General features: G+C 69.0%; 11 protein-coding genes and 1 pseudogene. 9 read left to right on the top strand and 3 right to left on the bottom strand.

Going from position 1 to position 14,737, the window contains the following annotated elements:
• The first annotated feature begins 83 nt into the window (after nucleotides 1-83).
• The 4 genes from ACFOM8_RS03765 (at nucleotide 84) to ACFOM8_RS03750 (ending at nucleotide 5,721) form a co-directional block, all read left to right on the top strand.
• Nucleotides 84-614, top strand: coding sequence for a biliverdin-producing heme oxygenase (locus tag ACFOM8_RS03765; protein WP_377759449.1), 531 nt, complete (start codon nucleotides 84-86; stop codon nucleotides 612-614).
• On the top strand, nucleotides 611-3,184 hold the full coding sequence (locus ACFOM8_RS03760) for an HWE histidine kinase domain-containing protein (RefSeq protein ID WP_377759447.1): 2,574 nt from the start codon (nucleotides 611-613) through the stop codon (nucleotides 3,182-3,184). The genes ACFOM8_RS03765 and ACFOM8_RS03760 overlap by 4 nt, the downstream gene beginning before the upstream one ends.
• A gap of 176 nt (nucleotides 3,185-3,360) precedes the next feature.
• Nucleotides 3,361-4,659 (top strand): MFS transporter, encoded by a 1,299-nt coding sequence (locus ACFOM8_RS03755; protein WP_377759445.1) that lies wholly within the window; start codon nucleotides 3,361-3,363, stop codon nucleotides 4,657-4,659.
• Nucleotides 4,660-4,671: 12 nt separating this feature from the next.
• Nucleotides 4,672-5,721, top strand: coding sequence for an AbrB family transcriptional regulator (locus ACFOM8_RS03750; protein WP_377759443.1), 1,050 nt, complete (start codon nucleotides 4,672-4,674; stop codon nucleotides 5,719-5,721).
• Nucleotides 5,722-5,752: 31 nt separating this feature from the next.
• On the opposite strand, the gene ACFOM8_RS03745 is transcribed toward ACFOM8_RS03750, so the two are convergent.
• Nucleotides 5,753-6,412: a GntR family transcriptional regulator gene (locus ACFOM8_RS03745; RefSeq protein WP_377759442.1), complete on the bottom strand. Its 660-nt coding sequence runs from the start codon at nucleotides 6,410-6,412 to the stop codon at nucleotides 5,753-5,755.
• Between the two features lie 165 nt (nucleotides 6,413-6,577).
• Here ACFOM8_RS03745 and ACFOM8_RS03740 point away from each other — a divergent pair, with 165 nt between their 5' ends.
• The 4 genes and pseudogenes from ACFOM8_RS03740 to ACFOM8_RS03725 all read left to right on the top strand — a co-directional run.
• Nucleotides 6,578-7,957 (top strand): SLC13 family permease, encoded by a 1,380-nt coding sequence (locus ACFOM8_RS03740; RefSeq protein ID WP_377759441.1) that lies wholly within the window; start codon nucleotides 6,578-6,580, stop codon nucleotides 7,955-7,957.
• A 30-nt stretch (nucleotides 7,958-7,987) separates the two neighbouring features.
• Complete coding sequence (locus ACFOM8_RS03735) at nucleotides 7,988-9,367, top strand: malonyl-CoA decarboxylase (RefSeq protein ID WP_377759439.1); 1,380 nt, start codon at nucleotides 7,988-7,990, stop codon at nucleotides 9,365-9,367.
• Nucleotides 9,364-10,875, top strand: a complete 1,512-nt coding sequence (locus ACFOM8_RS03730) for a malonate--CoA ligase (RefSeq protein ID WP_377759437.1) — start codon at nucleotides 9,364-9,366, stop codon at nucleotides 10,873-10,875. Before ACFOM8_RS03735 ends, ACFOM8_RS03730 begins: the two co-directional genes overlap by 4 nt.
• A 59-nt stretch (nucleotides 10,876-10,934) precedes the next feature.
• Nucleotides 10,935-11,249 (top strand): annotated as a pseudogene (locus tag ACFOM8_RS03725) (ZinT family metal-binding protein); the annotation flags it as partial.
• A gap of 27 nt (nucleotides 11,250-11,276) precedes the next feature.
• Here the strand turns inward: ACFOM8_RS03725 and ACFOM8_RS03720 are convergent.
• Nucleotides 11,277-12,863 (bottom strand): glucan biosynthesis protein, encoded by a 1,587-nt coding sequence (locus ACFOM8_RS03720; protein WP_377759435.1) that lies wholly within the window; start codon nucleotides 12,861-12,863, stop codon nucleotides 11,277-11,279.
• Between the two features lie 242 nt (nucleotides 12,864-13,105).
• Between ACFOM8_RS03720 and ACFOM8_RS03715 the strand changes: the two genes are divergently transcribed.
• Nucleotides 13,106-14,164, top strand: coding sequence for an endonuclease/exonuclease/phosphatase family protein (locus ACFOM8_RS03715; protein ID WP_377759433.1), 1,059 nt, complete (start codon nucleotides 13,106-13,108; stop codon nucleotides 14,162-14,164).
• 195 nt (nucleotides 14,165-14,359) lie between these two features.
• Here ACFOM8_RS03715 and ACFOM8_RS03710 read toward each other — a convergent pair whose 3' ends face one another.
• The gene (locus ACFOM8_RS03710; protein WP_377759431.1) at nucleotides 14,360-14,731 is read right to left on the bottom strand and encodes a hypothetical protein; all 372 of its coding nucleotides are present in this window, start codon (nucleotides 14,729-14,731) and stop codon (nucleotides 14,360-14,362) included.
• Between the last annotated feature and the right edge of the window lie 6 nt (nucleotides 14,732-14,737).

Raw genomic sequence — 14,737 nt, 5'->3', positions numbered from 1 at the left:
CGGAGGCCCGAAAAACCCCTATTGCGGCCTTTCCGCAATGCCCGCTATGTCTTGTGCAATATCTGCAATGTGGCACGGGATCGATGCAAGACGGCACACTCCGTCGCGCTCTGGCAAAGGCCACGCGTGACCTGCACGAGACGCTGGACCGGAACATCGGCGGTCTTGGCGATGCCAAAGCCTATGCCGCCTTTCTGGCGGGCAGCCATGCCTTCCGCGCCGCGCTGGAGCCGCAACTGGCGCAGGTCGAGGGGTGGCGGATCCAGCCCCTGGCGCCCCTGATCGCGCAGGATCTGGCCGACCTGCGCCTGCCCGTGCCCGCCACGCCCGACGCGTCGCCCCTGCCGACCCCTGCCGCCCGGGCGGCGGCCTGCTATGTGCTGGAAGGCTCGGCGCTTGGCGGGCGCCTGCTGGCGCGGCGCGCGGCGGCCCTGGGCTTCGGCCCCGATCACGGCGCGCGGCATCTGGCGGCGCAGACCGCATCCCCCGCGCGCTGGCGCGATTTTCTGGCCTGGCTGGAAGCGGGCGGTTTTTCCGCGCCCCAGGCAACCGCCGCCGCGCGCGCCGTTTTCGGCCTGGCGCTGCGCGCCTATGGCGTGAAAGCCCTTGCATGAACGACAACACCGCCTTTGATCCCGCGCTTGCCGGACAGCCGATCGACCTGACCAATTGCGACCGCGAGCCGATCCATATCCCCGGCAGCATCCAGCCGCACGGCTGCCTGCTGGCCTGCGACAACGGCACGCGGCGGATCCTGTTCTGTTCGGAAAACGCCCCCGCGATGCTGGGCCTGCCCGGCCTGCCGCTGGACCTGCCCCTGCCCGAGGCGATCGGCGGCGAGCCGGCGCACGCGCTGCTGAACGCGCTGGCCACTTCGGGGAACCGGCCGCGCCCGGCGGTGGTCTTCGGCCTGGACGTGAACGGCCGCGCGCTGGACGCCACCATCCACCGCCACGACAGCCGCACGGTTATCGAGTTCGAGCCCGCCGCCAGCCGGCTTGGCCGGCAGATCAGCCTGTCGCGCACGGTGGTCGAGCGCCTGCGCGGCATCTCGGACGCCGACCGGCTGGTCCAGATGGCCGCACCGCTGATCCAGGCGCAACTGGGCTATGACCGGGTGATGATCTATCAGTTGGGCGAGGACGGCGCGGGCAAGGTCGTGGCCGAGGCCAAGCTGGACTGCCACGAAAGCTTCCGCGGCCAGTATTTCCCGGCCAGCGACATCCCCCGGCAGGCGCGCGCCTTGTATCTGCAAAACCCGATCCGCGTCATCGGCGACGCGTCCTATGCGCCCGTCCCGGTTCTGTCGCTCGAGCCGCAGGCCGGGCCGCTGGACCTGTCCTATGCCCATCTGCGCAGCGTCTCGCCCATCCATTGCGAATACCTGCGCAACATGGGGGTGGCCGCCTCCATGTCGGTGTCGGTCATCATCGACGGGGCGCTGTGGGGGCTGATCGCCTGCCATCATTATGCGCCAAAGGTGCTGAACATGGCGGACCGCGCGGCGGCGGAAATGGTGGGCGAGTTCTTCTCGATGCACCTGGACGCGCTGCACCGCCGGCACGCGCGCGATGCCGAACTGGCCGCCCGCCGGGCGCTGGACGAACTGCTGGCCAACGCGGTCCGGGCCGAGGACGCGGGCCCCGCCCTGCGGGACCGCCTGCCGCACCTGGCCGAGCTGATCCCCGCCGACGGCGTCGCCATGTGGTTCGACGGCCACTGGACCGCCGTCGGCCACGCCCCGTCCGAAACCGAGGCCGCGCCCCTTCTGGCGCTGGCGCTCGATCTGCCGGAAGGGCAGGTGTTCCACACCGACAATCTGATGGCCCTGCTGCCCGATGCCGCCGCGCTTTGGGGGCTGGCCGCCGGGGCGATGGTTATTCCCTTGTCCCGGCGGCCGCGCGACTTCATGTTCTATTTCCGCAAGGAAGCCGTGCAAACGCTGGACTGGGGCGGCGATCCCAACAAGACCTACGACACCGGCCGGTTCGGCGACCGCCTGACCCCGCGCAAGAGCTTCGCGATCTGGAAGGAAACCGTCCGCGACAAGTGCCACCCCTGGTCCGAGGCCGATTGCCGCTTTGCCGAGGCCCTGCGCATCGCCGTGGCCGAGGTGCTGCTGTTCAGCAGCGAGATGCTGGCCGACGAGCGGTCCCGGGCCGAGGTGCGCCAGCGCGTCCTGAACCGGGAACTGAACCACCGGGTCAAGAACATCCTGGCCGTCATCCAGTCCCTGGTCAGCCGCAAGCCGGCCGAGGGCGAGACGCTGGAAGGCTATGCCGGATCGCTGCGCGGCCGCATCCAGGCGCTGGCCTATGCCCATGACCAGATCGTCCGCGACGACGAGGGCGGCCTTCTGGGCGATCTTCTGGCGGCCGAGCTTGGCCCCTATGCGGGCGAGGGGCGGGCGATCCGCCTGGACGGCCCGGCGGTGGCCCTGGACGGGCGGGCCTTTTCGGTCATGGCACTGATCCTGCACGAGATGGCGACAAACGCCGCCAAATACGGCGCGCTGTCGCGGGCCAGCGGGCATCTGTCGGTCTCATGGCACCTCGACGGGGACGGGAACTGCCGCATCGACTGGACCGAAGGCGGGATGGAGGGGCTGACCCCGCCGGTGCGGTCGGGCTTCGGATCCGCCCTTGTGGAACAATCGCTGCCCTTCGACCTTGAAGGCGAAAGCCGGATCGAGTTCCGCCCCACCGGCGTGGCCGCCCGCTTCATGCTGCCCGCCCGCTTCGTGCGCCATGCCGGGGTCCAGGCCGCCCCGCGCGCGGGCCGCGCCGCATCCGCCGGGCCTGCCGCCGCGCCGCTGGCCGGGCGGCGCGTGCTGCTGGTCGAGGACCAGACCCTGATCGCCCTGTCCCTGGAGGCCGAGTTGCAGGACCACGGGCTGGAGGTGAGCGGGCGCGCCGCCTCGGTCGAGGCGGCGCTGACGGTGATCGACCGCGATCCGCCCGATCTGGCGGTGCTGGATGTCAACCTGGCGGACGAGACCTCGCTGCCCGTCGCCGAACGGCTGCGGGGCCGGGGCATCCCCTTTGTCTTCGCCACCGGCTATGGCAGCGACTTCGACCTGCCCGACAGCTTTTCGGACATTCCGGTCGCCACCAAGCCGTATCAAATCCAGGACATCCTTGGAAAGCTGGCCGAGGCGGAGGAGCGCGCCTGGCCCGCCCCTTGACCGGACAGGCGCCGCCCCCCCCTCCACCGGGGCAATCCTTGGCCGCAAACCCGCCATGCGCGCGCAATTTCGGGCACGTCCGGCATTCCCCTTGCGCAGGGTTTGCGCTAGCGCAGGCCCCGCGCCGGCATCTGCCGCGATGCCGGGCCTTTATGCAACAAGCGGATCAATGAACGATGACTGATCAGACGATTTCCGCGCCCTTGGCGGCGCGCGCCGGCAGCCCGGTCAACTCTCCGGCGCGGGTGCTGCTGGCCAGCCTGATCGGCACGACGATCGAGTTCTTCGACTTCTACGTCTATGCGACCGCCGCCGTGCTGGTCTTTCCGACCCTGTTCTTTCCGGCGTCGGACGCCACAACGGCGCTGCTGGCGTCCTTTGCGACCTTTTCCATCGCGTTTTTCGCGCGTCCCTTCGGCGCGATCGTCTTTGGCCATTTCGGCGACCGCGTCGGGCGCAAGGCCACGCTGGTCGCGGCGCTGCTGACGATGGGGATTTCCACCGTCGCCATCGGCCTGCTGCCGACCCATGCGCAGATCGGCGTCGCCGCGCCCGCGCTTTTGGCGCTGTGCCGCTTCGGCCAGGGCTTCGGCCTGGGCGGCGAATGGGGCGGCGCGGTCCTGCTGGCGACCGAAAACGCGCCCGAGGGAAAGCGCAGCTGGTATGGCATGTTCCCCCAGCTTGGCGCGCCGGTCGGGCTGTTCCTGTCCTCGGGCTTCTTCTGGGTGCTTCTGCATTTCATGAGCCAGGACGACCTGCTGGCCTGGGGCTGGCGCCTGCCCTTCCTGGCCTCGATCGTTCTGATCGTCATGGGCCTGTGGGTCCGCCTGTCGATCACCGAGACGCCCGAATTCGCCGAGGCCGTCAAGCGCGACCAGCGCGTGTCCGTTCCCGTGGTCGAGCTGTTCCGCAACCACAAGCGCAGCCTGTTCCTGGGCACCTTCGTGGCGCTGGTGACCTTCGTGCTGTTCTACATCTGCTCGGCCTGGTTGCTGTCCTACAACGTCAAGGTGCGCCAGATCGCCTTTACCGACGCGCTGCTGATGCAGATCTACGGCTCGGTCGTGTTCGGCATCGCGATCCCCGTCGCGGGCAGGATCGCGGATGCGGTGGGGCGCAGGCCCTTCCTGATCGTCGTCACGGTGCTGATCGGCGGCTTTTCGTTCTTTCTGGCGCCGCTGACGGGCGGGGGCGAGGGCGGGCTTTACCTGTTCGTGACAATGGGCATGTTCCTGATGGGCCTGACCTATGGCGTCATCGGCGCCGCGCTGGCCGCGCCTTTCCCGACGCGGGTGCGCTATACCGGGTCGTCGATCACCTTCAACTTCGCGGGGATCTTCGGGGCCTCGCTGGCGCCCTATGCCGCGACCTGGTTGCAGCAGAACCATGGCCTGGCCCATGTCGGCTACTACATGGCGGCGGCGGCGGTGATCACGCTGTTCTGCATCCTGGCGTCAGGCCGGAACGAGGTCTGAACGAGGGTGCGGATGGAAAGGGCAGACGGTCGGCGCGCGCGGCAGGCGGCGACGGTGCTGGTGGGCGTGGTCGGGGTCGGGCTGTTCTGGCTGCTGCGCCTGCCGCTGCCCTTCCTGTTCGGCCCCATGGTGGCTTCGCTGGCGGCGGCGCTGGCAGGCGTTCGGCTGATCGGCCTGGGCCAGATCTCGGTCGCTGCGCGGTCGGTGCTGGGCGTGGCCATCGGTGCGGCGGTCACGCCCGCGCTTGTGGCGGAACTGCCGTCCATGCTGGCCTCGGTCGCGATCGTCCCGTTCTACATCGCCGCCATCGGCCTGGTCGGCGTGCCGTTCTTTCGCCGCTTCTGCGGTTTCGACCTGGTGACGGCCTTTTATGCCGCCATGCCGGGCGGGGCGGCCGACATGACCATCTTCGGGGCCGAGGCGGGGGCCAACGTGCGCCAGGTCTCGCTGGTCCATGTCACGCGGCTGCTGGTCATCATGCTGGTCGGGCCGCTGCTGCTGGTGACCGTCTACGGGGTCGAGCTGACCCATCCGGTCGGGCAGCCCGCCGGGGACATCCCCCCGTCCGAGCTTCTGATCATGGCCGCCGCGGCCATTGTCGGCTGGAAGGGCGCTGAACGGATCGGCCTGTTCGGCGCCGCGATCCTGGGGCCGCTGATCGTCGCGGCGGTTCTGTCGCTGGCGGGCATCCTGCACATGCGCCCCCCGCGCGAGGCGCTGCTGGCCGCGCAGTTCCTGATCGGCATCAGCATCGGCGTGAGCTATGTCGGCGTGACCCTGCGCGAGCTGCGCGAAACCGTTGCAGGCGGCGCGGTTTTCGTGCTGATCCTGGCGGTCCTGGCCGGGGCGGTGACGGAATTCGTGACCCTGACCGGGCTTGCCCCGCCGGTCGAGGGCTTTCTGGCCTTTATGCCGGGCGGGCAGGCGGAAATGTCGATGCTGGCCCTGATCGCGGGGGCCGATCTGGGCTTTGTGGTGGCCCATCACATCGCCCGGGTGATCCTGGTGCTGACCGGCGCGCCGATCCTGTTCCGGCTGATCCGCCGCCGCGGCCAAGGCTGAACCCTGCAAAGGGGGCAGCCCGCCCTGCGTTCTAGGCCAGCGTCTGCCGCATCGCCGCGATCAGGTCGTGAAAGCGGTCGCCCTGCACGATGACATGATCGCGCAGCGCGCGGGCCGCCGCCGCGGCATCGCCGTTCCCGATCGCCGCGACAATGGCGTCATGTTCGGTGAACGAGCGGCCGATGCGATGGCGGACCTGCAACTGCATCCGCCGGTAGGGTTGCAGCATCGCGTGCAGCCGGGCGGCTTCCTGCGTCAGGAACATGTTGTGCGTGGCGCGGTAGATGCAGTGGTGAAAGTCGGAATTGCGGTGGTAATAGGCCTCGACCTCGCCGGCGAGGGCCAGGCGGCGGCAGTCGTCATGCACCTGCCGGAGGGCGGCCAGCTCGGCCTCGCTGATCCGCCGGGCCGCCAGGCGGGCGCAGCTTGCCTCGATCTCGGCCATGACCTCGAAGCGTTCGGCCAGTTCCTCGGGCGACCATTGCGTCACAAAGGTGCCGCGCTTGGGCATGACGCGCACCAGGCCCGAGGCTTCCAGCTGCTGGAACGCCTCGCGGATGGGGGTGCGGGAACAGTCGAATTCGCGCTCCAGCGCCTCGGGATCCAGGCGGGTGCCGGGCAGGAAACGGCCCTGGACAATGGCGTCTTCCAGGGCGCGCCGGATGCGCAGGGTGTTCGGAACGCTGGACAAGGGGCTGATCCTCCGTGCGGCCATCCTAGCCGAGGTCCACTGAAACATCCATCACCGCTCCTGTTATATACATCATTTTCGGCAAGCGGTATAAGACCTGCGGGAGGAGGATTCGTGCGGAGGCGGATCCCCGACGCCGTTCATGCAGGAAAAGGGGAGAGCCGCATGACACCACATCTTGTTTCCATCTATGCCCTTGTGCTGATGTTCGTGGTTGCGACCATTTGGCCCATCAACATGGGCGTTCTGGCCTTTGTCGGGGCCTTTCTGGTCGGCACGCTGCTGGCCGGGCAGGCGACCAAGGACATCATCGCGGGCTTTCCGGGCGGGCTGTTCCTGACCCTTGTCGGCATCACCTGGCTGTTCGCGCTGGCCCAGAACAACGGCACCATCGACTGGCTGGTGCGCATGGCCGTGCGCGCGGTCAAGGGCCGCATCGGCGCGATCCCCTGGATCATGTTCGGGATCTCGGCCCTGCTGACCGCGGTGGGCGCGGTCAGCCCCGGCGCGGTCGCCATTGTGGCGCCCATCGCGCTTGGCTTTGCCTTCCGGTATCACATCAGCCCGCTGCTGATGGGCCTGATGGTGGTTCATGGCGCGCAGGCGGGGGGGTTCTCGCCCATCAGCATCTATGGCGGCATCACCAACGGCGTCGTCCAGGAGGCCGGGTTGCCCTTGTCGGCGCTGACCACCTTTGCGGCCAGCTTTCTGGTGAACGCGGCGGTGGCGGGGATCCTGTTCGTTTTCCTGGGCGGCCGCAGCCTGATGTCGGCCCGCGACACCATCGAGGCCGTGCGCGTCCCCCATGTCGAGATCGCCCGCGCCGCCACCGGCCCGCAGATCTTCGGCGACAGCGAGGCGCAGGCCCTGACCAGGCGCGTGAGCAAGGAAGCGGGCGGCGATTCGAACCGCCTCGTGGCCGAGGTCGAGGAAGGCGACCAGCCCGACGGCACCCCTTATCAGTTCTTCACCCTGGCCGGGCTGGTTCTGCTGGCGGTGCTGGTGCTGGCCTTCAACCTGGACATCGGCTTTGTCGCGCTGACCATCGGGCTGGCGCTGGCCTTGTGGAACCCGACCATGCAGAAACGCGCCATGGCCCAGGTCGCCTGGCCCGAGATCATGCTGATCACCGGCGTCAGCACCTATGTCGCGGTGCTGCAAGGGATGGGCACCATCGACTTCGTGGGCGAATCGGTGGCGGGCATGGCCTCGCCCATGCTGGCCGCGCTGATGCTGTTCTTCATCGGCGCGGTGGTGTCGGCCTTTGCGTCATCGACCGCCGTGCTGGGTTCGCTGATCCCGCTGGCGGTGCCCTTCCTGCAAGGCGAAAGCGGCGTCGGCGCGATCGGCTTTATCGCCGGAATGGCGGTCGCGTCCACCATTGTCGATGTCAGCCCGTTTTCCACCAACGGCGCGCTGGTGCTGGCCAATGCCCATGGCACCGACCGGCAGGCCTTTTTCCGCAAGCTGCTGAGCTATGGCGCCATTGTGACGGTTCTCGCCCCGGTGGTCTTGTGGCTGATCTTCGTCGTGCTGCCGGGCTGATCCGGCGGCACCCTTTCACAGGAGACAAGCGTGACCAGGACCGTGCAGACCCCCCGCCCAAGCCGCTTCGGAGACCTGTTCGAGATGCTGACCGACCGGGGCCGCGCCCTGCTGCGCTGGCGCGATCCGGCGGGGCAGGTGACGGCGCCCCCCGGCCTGCCCGAGATGGGCGAGCTGCTGCTGTCGCGCCGGGGCGAGGCCTCGGGCGTGGCCCTTGCCCGCGCCCTTGTCACCGCCTTCGAGGAAGCCGACGAGGGCAAGCGCCTGGACTTCCTGGCAACGCTGGCCGACCGTTTCGGACCCGACGGCACCGCCGTCGAGAAGGCGCTGGCCGCCCTTCAGCGCGACCCCGGTTCCGCCGAGGCCATCGAGGCCCTGCACCGGGCCGCCGAACCCCGCCGCCAGGAACTGTTCCGCCGCCTGAACCTCGCCCCCGGCGGCACGGCGGCCCTTGTGCGGATGCGAGAGGAACTGCTGCGCCACCTCGGGGACAACCCCGTTCTGCGCCGGGTGGACGGCGATTTCGCGCATCTGTTCGCGTCTTGGTTCAACCGGGGCTTTCTGGTGCTGCGCCATATCGACTGGAACACCCCCGCCGCGATCCTGGAAAAGATCATCCGCTACGAGGCCGTCCACGCCATCCAGAACTGGGACGACCTTCGCAACCGCCTGCAACCGACCGACCGGCGCTGCTACGGCTTTTTCCACCCGCAGCTGGTGGACGAACCGCTGATCTTCGTCGAGGTCGCGCTGACCAGGGCCATTCCCGAAACGGTGGCGCCGCTGCTGGATCTAGACCGCACCCCCATCGACGCGGATCAGGCCACCACGGCGGTGTTCTATTCCATCTCGAACACCCAGAAGGGGCTGGCGGGGGTATCGTTCGGCAACTTCCTGATCAAGCAGGTGGTCGAGGAACTGAAGGCCGAGTTGCCGAACATCCAAACCTTTGTCACCCTGTCCCCGGTTCCGGGCTTTGCCGCCTGGCTGGCGCAGGCGCGGAAAGGGGGCGACATGCTGGACGACGGCCTGCGCGCCGCGCTGAAGCCCTTGGACCAGCCCGGCTGGCATGTGGACACCCAGGCGGCGCAGGCGCTGCGCGAACCGCTGCTGACGGCGGCCGCGATCTATTTCCTGCGCGCCCGCGACGCCAAGGGCCGCGCGGTCGATCCCGTCGCCCGCTTTCACCTGGGCAACGGCGCCTGCCTGGAGCGGCTGAACTTCGGGGGCGACGTGTCGGCCAACGGCCTGAAGCAATCGCACGGGCTGATGGTCAACTACCTTTACGATCCGAGCCGGATCGAGGCCAACCACGAGGCTTTCGCCGAACGCACGGACATCGCCGCATCGGATGCGGTGCGCCGCCACCTGGCCGATGCACAAACCACGACCAAGAAAGAAAAGCCATGAACGCCAACCTGTTCGACATCCTGCAAACCGGCATCGCCGACGCGCAGGCCGCCGCCATCGAGACCGCCGGGGGCGAGAGGATCAGCTATGGCGACCTGATCGGGCGCGCCGGCCGCATGGCCAACGCCCTTGTCTCGCTGGGCGTCCGGCCCGGCGACCGGGTGGCGGCGCAGGTGGAAAAGTCGGTCGAGGCGATCATCCTGTATCTGGCGACCCTGCGCGCGGGCGCGGTCTTCCTGCCGCTGAACACCGGCTATACGCCCGCCGAGATCGACTATTTCATCGGCGACGCGACCCCCGCGGTGCTTGTCTGCGATCCCGCCCGGGCCGACGCCCTGCGCGACGCCGCCAGCCGGGCAGGCGCGCGGATCGTCACGCTGGACGCGGGCGGGCAGGGCAGCCTGACGGAAGCCGCCGCCGGCGCCGCGCCGGATTTCGCCACCGTCCCGCGCAAGGCCGACGATCTGGCGGCGCTGCTTTACACCTCGGGGACGACGGGGCGGTCCAAGGGCGCGATGCTGACCCACGGCAACCTGGTGTCCAACGCGACGGCCCTGCGCGACGCCTGGCATTATGCCGCCGATGACGTGCTGATCCATGCGCTGCCGATCTTTCACACGCACGGCCTGTTCGTGGCGACCAACGTGACGCTGTTTTCCGGCGCCTCGATGATCTTCCTGCCGAAATTCGACCCCGACCGGGTCATCGCGCTGATGGAGCGCGCAACCGTGCTGATGGGGGTGCCCACCTTCTATGTCCGGCTGTTGCAGGACGACCGGCTGAACCGCGACACCACCGCCCATATGCGGCTGTTCATCTCGGGCTCGGCGCCGCTGCTGGCGGAAACGCACCGCGAATGGCAGGCCCGCACCGGCCACGCGATCCTGGAACGCTACGGCATGACGGAAACCAACATGAACGCGTCCAACCCCTATGACGGGGACCGGATCGCGGGAACCGTGGGCCTGCCCCTGCCGGGAGTCGAGATCATCGTGACCGATCCCGAAACCGGCGCCGAACTGCCCCGGGGCGAGATCGGCATGATCGAGGTGCGCGGCCCCAACGTCTTCAAGGGCTATTGGCAGATGCCGGAAAAGACCGCCGCCGAATTGCGCCCGAACGGGTTCTTCATCACCGGCGATCTGGGGAAGTTCGACGAACGCGGCTATCTGCACATCGTCGGGCGCGGCAAGGATCTGATCATCACCGGCGGCTACAACGTTTATCCCAAGGAAATCGAGGCCGAGATCGACGCCCTTCCCGGCGTGGCCGAATCCGCCGTGATCGGCCTGCCGCACCGCGACTTCGGCGAAGGGGTGACGGCGGTGGTGGTGCCGACCGGGACGGACGCCCTGACCGAGCCGGACGTGCTGGCGGCGCTTGACGGGCGGCTGGCCAAGTTCAAGCAGCCCAAGCGCGTGCTGTTCGTGGACGAACTGCCGCGCAACACCATGGGCAAGGTGCAGAAGAACCTGCTGCGCGACCGGTTCGGCGATCTGTATCGCTGAGCGGATCGCGGGAACCACGGACACAGGGGCGGGCATGGCCCGCTCCGTCTCGTTTCCACGGCGACCGGGTGACGTTCCACCGGGGCGGGCAGTCGGCGCAAGGCCGGTATGAAGGCGACGGGTTCGAGATCCTGACCTATGCCAAGGGCAACCGGGGCGTGCGCTTCGTCTTCAGGAAGGCCGGGGGCGACCCGGCCGCGCCGCGCTTCATCCAGTTCAGCGACCACCGCATCGCGCCCGAGCCGTCGGACCATTTCCACCTGTATTGGGGCGACAACCGCGCCGCCCTGCTGGCCGAGGTGACGAACTGGCCCACCTATTATCCGGCTTCGCTGGATGCCCGGGGGATCGTGGCGGATATGCTGGCGCACTGATGCGCGCCCCAAGGGACGGGGCACCGCCTACGGGGTGCGGGCCAGCAGGGCGCGCAACTGCGACGGGAACAGTTGCAGGATCAGCGTTTCCGTCATCGCCGTGCCGCCTTGATCGACATAGGCGCGCAGGTCGATGGGCGCCGTGCCGGTTTCCGCAAAGGACAGGTCGAACAGCGCGCGCCAATAGTCGGTGCCGACAACCGGGTAAACCGCGGCGTTCGACACCTGCGCCTGCCCGGTCGAGACGGACAAGGTCAGCCCGTCCTCTCGGTCCAGGCCCTTCAGGTTCGGCCCGGCAAAGTCGCAGACGACCTTGACCACGCCCTTGGGCCGGGGCTGGCCGGGAATGCCGCCCGCGCCAAGACGGGTGGCGATGAAACGGGCGATGGGGCTGACCGCCGGGTTGTCGCGCACCCAATCCAGGCGATAGGCGAAATCGTGCCGCTGGCCCTTCGCGGTCGGGCCGGCGGGCTGCCAGAAGGCCACGATGTTGTCGTGGATCTCGTCGTCGGTGCGCAGCTCCGCCAGCACCACCGCGCCGTCGCCCCAATCGCCCTTGGGCGTGATCCAAGCGCTGGCGCGTTTCTCGTAAAACACCCCGTCGTCCTGATATTGCGCGAAATCGCGTTCCCGCTGCATCAGCCCGAACCCCTTGACCGAAGGCGCGGCGAAGCTGTTCACCATTGTCCCCGGCGGGTTGTTCAAGGGCCGCCAGATGCGTTCGCCGTTGCCCGCCAGGATCTCCAGCCCGTCGGAATCATGCACCTCGGGCCGCCAGTCGGGCGAAACATGGGGCGTGTTCTTGCCGAACCAGAACATCGAGGTCAGCGGCGCGATCCCCAGCCGTTCCACGGCGTCGCGCAGAAAGACCGTGGCGGTGACATCCTGCGCGACCCCGTTGCCTCGGCGCGATTCGATCCGGTAAGCGCCGGTCGCGCGCGGGCTGTCCAGCAGCGCATAAACGGTCAGGTCGCCGTTCCGGGCAGGTTCCAGCCAGAACTGGGTGAACAGCGGAAACTCCTCGGGTCCGTCGGGGATCGCCGTGTCGATGGCCAGCCCCCGCGCCGACAGGCCGAACTGCCCGCTGTATCCCGAGGTGCGCCAGTAGGACGCGCCCAGAAAGGCCATCCAGTCGATCCCGGTTCTGGCGTCCTGGACCCGGAAGCCCGCAAAGCCCTTGGTGCGGGTCAGCTGGCGGGCCGGATTGCCCTCGGGGATCTCGAACAGGTCCAGCGAGAAGGGCACCTCGGTCGCCATGCCGTTTTCAACCGTATGGATCCGCACGGGATTGCGGAAATACATGCCGGGAAAGAAGGCCTGCACGGGCGAGATGTCGCCCTGGCCCTGCCACAGGCTGCGGTCGGGGCGGAAGCGGACCTGGTTGTGGCGGTCGTAGTCCACCTGATCGAGGATCTGGGGATCGGCGATTTCGGGGGCGGCATAGGGCTTGGCCGCCAGATCGCGCGCCATGCCGCGCAACAGATCAAAGGAAAAGGGCAGGCTTTCGCCGCCTGCCGTTCCCTGGGCCCGGGCCGGATGCGGCAGCAGGAGAAACGCCCCGCTGCCCAGGGCGGCTTGCAACAGGTGACGGCGGCTTGGACGATGGGGTGACATGGGAACTCGGGGCCAGGGGGCGTTTGCGCGGCATCACATGTTTGCTTCTGGCGCAAATGCAAGTCCGGCTTTGATCCTTGGGCAATCTGTTGCCACCTGTTGCCCGGCGGCGTCGCAGTCCTGCATCTGGACGGGGCCTGCTTGCGGTGCGGACGCCCGCAAGCCCGGCGCGACGCGCAAGGGCCGGCAGGCATGTCGGTCCGGGGCTTGGCACGGGGCGCGGCCCGTGCAATTCCTGCGCGATGCAAGCCTTTGTCTGGATCGTGACGGCCTTTCTGGCCACCGGGGCCGCCGCGCAGGATCTGCGGGTGGCGACCTATGACCCCGGCCTGACCCGCAAGGGGCCGGGCCTGCTGCTGCGCGACATCCGCCGGGCCGATCCGCAGGTGCTGGCGGCGGCGCAGGTGATCGCCGCCGCCGCGCCCGACGTGATCGTGCTGACCGGGATCGACTGGGATGGCGAGGGGCTGGCGCTGGCCGCCTTTGCCGAGGCGTTGGAACAGGCGGGCCATCCCATGCCGCACCGCTTTGCCGCCCGCCCGAACAGCGGCATGCCGACCGGCCTGGACGCGAATGGCGATGGGCGGCGGGGCGGGGCCGAAGACGCGCAGGGCTTCGGGCAGTTTTCCGGTCAGAACGGCATGGCGATCCTGTCGCGCCTGCCGCTGGGATCCGCGACGGATCATTCGGCGGTCCTGTGGCGCGACCTGCCCGGCGCACTGATGCCCCCGCTGGCGCCCGACGCGGCGGCGGTCCAGCGCCTGTCCTCGACCGCGCATTGGGACGTGCCGGTGCTGACCGAACGGGGCGCGCTGCACCTGCTGGCCTGGTCGGCCACGCCTCCGGTCTTCGACGGCCCCGAGGACCGCAACGGCCGCCGCAACCATGACGAGGCCGCCTTCTGGCTGCGCCACCTGCCCGCTGCACCCTTTGTGCTGGCGGGCAATCCGAACCTGGATCTGGCCGACGGCGAGGGACGGCCCGAGGCGATGATGGCGCTGCTGGATCACGCGCAGGATCCCCGGCCCAGGGGGGCTTTCCAGCCGGAACAGACCGGCGTCAACGCGGGGCATCGCGGCGATCCGGCGCTGGACACGGGCGTCTTCGATCCCGCCGGCCCGGGCAACCTGCGCGTGGACTACATTCTGCCCGCCAAGACCTTGCGCGTCACCGGCAGCGGCGTGGTCTGGCCCGCGCCGGGCGATCCGCTGGCGCCGGCGGTCGAGGCTGCCTCGGACCACCGGCTGGTCTGGGTGGACATCGACCTGGAGTCGATGGGCCCGGGGCAGGCCGATCAATGATCATTCGCCGGCCCGTGCCGCTGCGCCCGGCCGGCCGATGATGGGGTCGAGCCTCGCCCTGCCTGACGGCCCGGGCAGCCGCTTTCGCCGCCCCCGGGGCTGCCTGGTCCGGCCACGCCGGGCCTGAAAGGGGGTTAAGCCCCGCCCGACGCCACCGCACCGCGCCATGCGAACATCGCCCCGCGAAAGGCATGGTCAGTAGCGCGGCGCCTTTTCATCGGCGCGGCGCAAAGCCGACAAGGACAGCAGCACCTCGGCCCGGCCGAATTCGCGGGCGGCGTCGCGGCGGGCAGCGTCGAAACGCGGCAGCATCCGCGCGACCTCGGCCTCGGCCTGGCGCAATTCGCGCGCGCTGCGGCCGGCCTGGGCGTTGGCGATGCGCGCCTCGGCCACCGACAAGGGCGCGGTGCTGCGATAGCTCTGGTCCAGGGCGGTGCGCATGGCGCCCGCGTGGTTCTGCGCCTGCGCCATGTGCAGGCTGAAGGCCGCGAAGCGTTTCAGTTCGCGTTCCGCCTTGATGCGAGCGATGCGTTCGAGCTGCGCCAGCCTGTCGCTTTCCTTTGTCATGTGCCT

It is taken from the genome of Paracoccus angustae (assembly GCF_042648745.1).
In the GTDB taxonomy this organism is placed as follows: domain Bacteria; phylum Pseudomonadota; class Alphaproteobacteria; order Rhodobacterales; family Rhodobacteraceae; genus Paracoccus; species Paracoccus angustae.
Note: the sequence above shows the minus strand (reverse complement) of the source record. Positions and strands in the feature narration are given on the sequence as shown.

Excerpts from the sequence above, each read along its gene's own strand:
- ACFOM8_RS03765 (WP_377759449.1), top strand. The coding sequence starts at position 84 with ATGCAAGACGGCACACTCCGTCGCGCTCTGGCAAAGGCCACGCGTGAC.
- ACFOM8_RS03760 (WP_377759447.1), top strand. The coding sequence starts at position 611 with ATGAACGACAACACCGCCTTTGATCCCGCGCTTGCCGGACAGCCGATC.
- ACFOM8_RS03755 (WP_377759445.1), top strand. The coding sequence starts at position 3,361 with ATGACTGATCAGACGATTTCCGCGCCCTTGGCGGCGCGCGCCGGCAGC.
- ACFOM8_RS03750 (WP_377759443.1), top strand. The coding sequence starts at position 4,672 with ATGGAAAGGGCAGACGGTCGGCGCGCGCGGCAGGCGGCGACGGTGCTG.
- ACFOM8_RS03740 (WP_377759441.1), top strand. The coding sequence starts at position 6,578 with ATGACACCACATCTTGTTTCCATCTATGCCCTTGTGCTGATGTTCGTG.
- ACFOM8_RS03730 (WP_377759437.1), top strand. The coding sequence starts at position 9,364 with ATGAACGCCAACCTGTTCGACATCCTGCAAACCGGCATCGCCGACGCG.
- ACFOM8_RS03720 (WP_377759435.1), bottom strand. The coding sequence starts at position 12,863 with ATGTCACCCCATCGTCCAAGCCGCCGTCACCTGTTGCAAGCCGCCCTG.
- ACFOM8_RS03715 (WP_377759433.1), top strand. The coding sequence starts at position 13,106 with ATGCAAGCCTTTGTCTGGATCGTGACGGCCTTTCTGGCCACCGGGGCC.
- ACFOM8_RS03710 (WP_377759431.1), bottom strand. The coding sequence starts at position 14,731 with ATGACAAAGGAAAGCGACAGGCTGGCGCAGCTCGAACGCATCGCTCGC.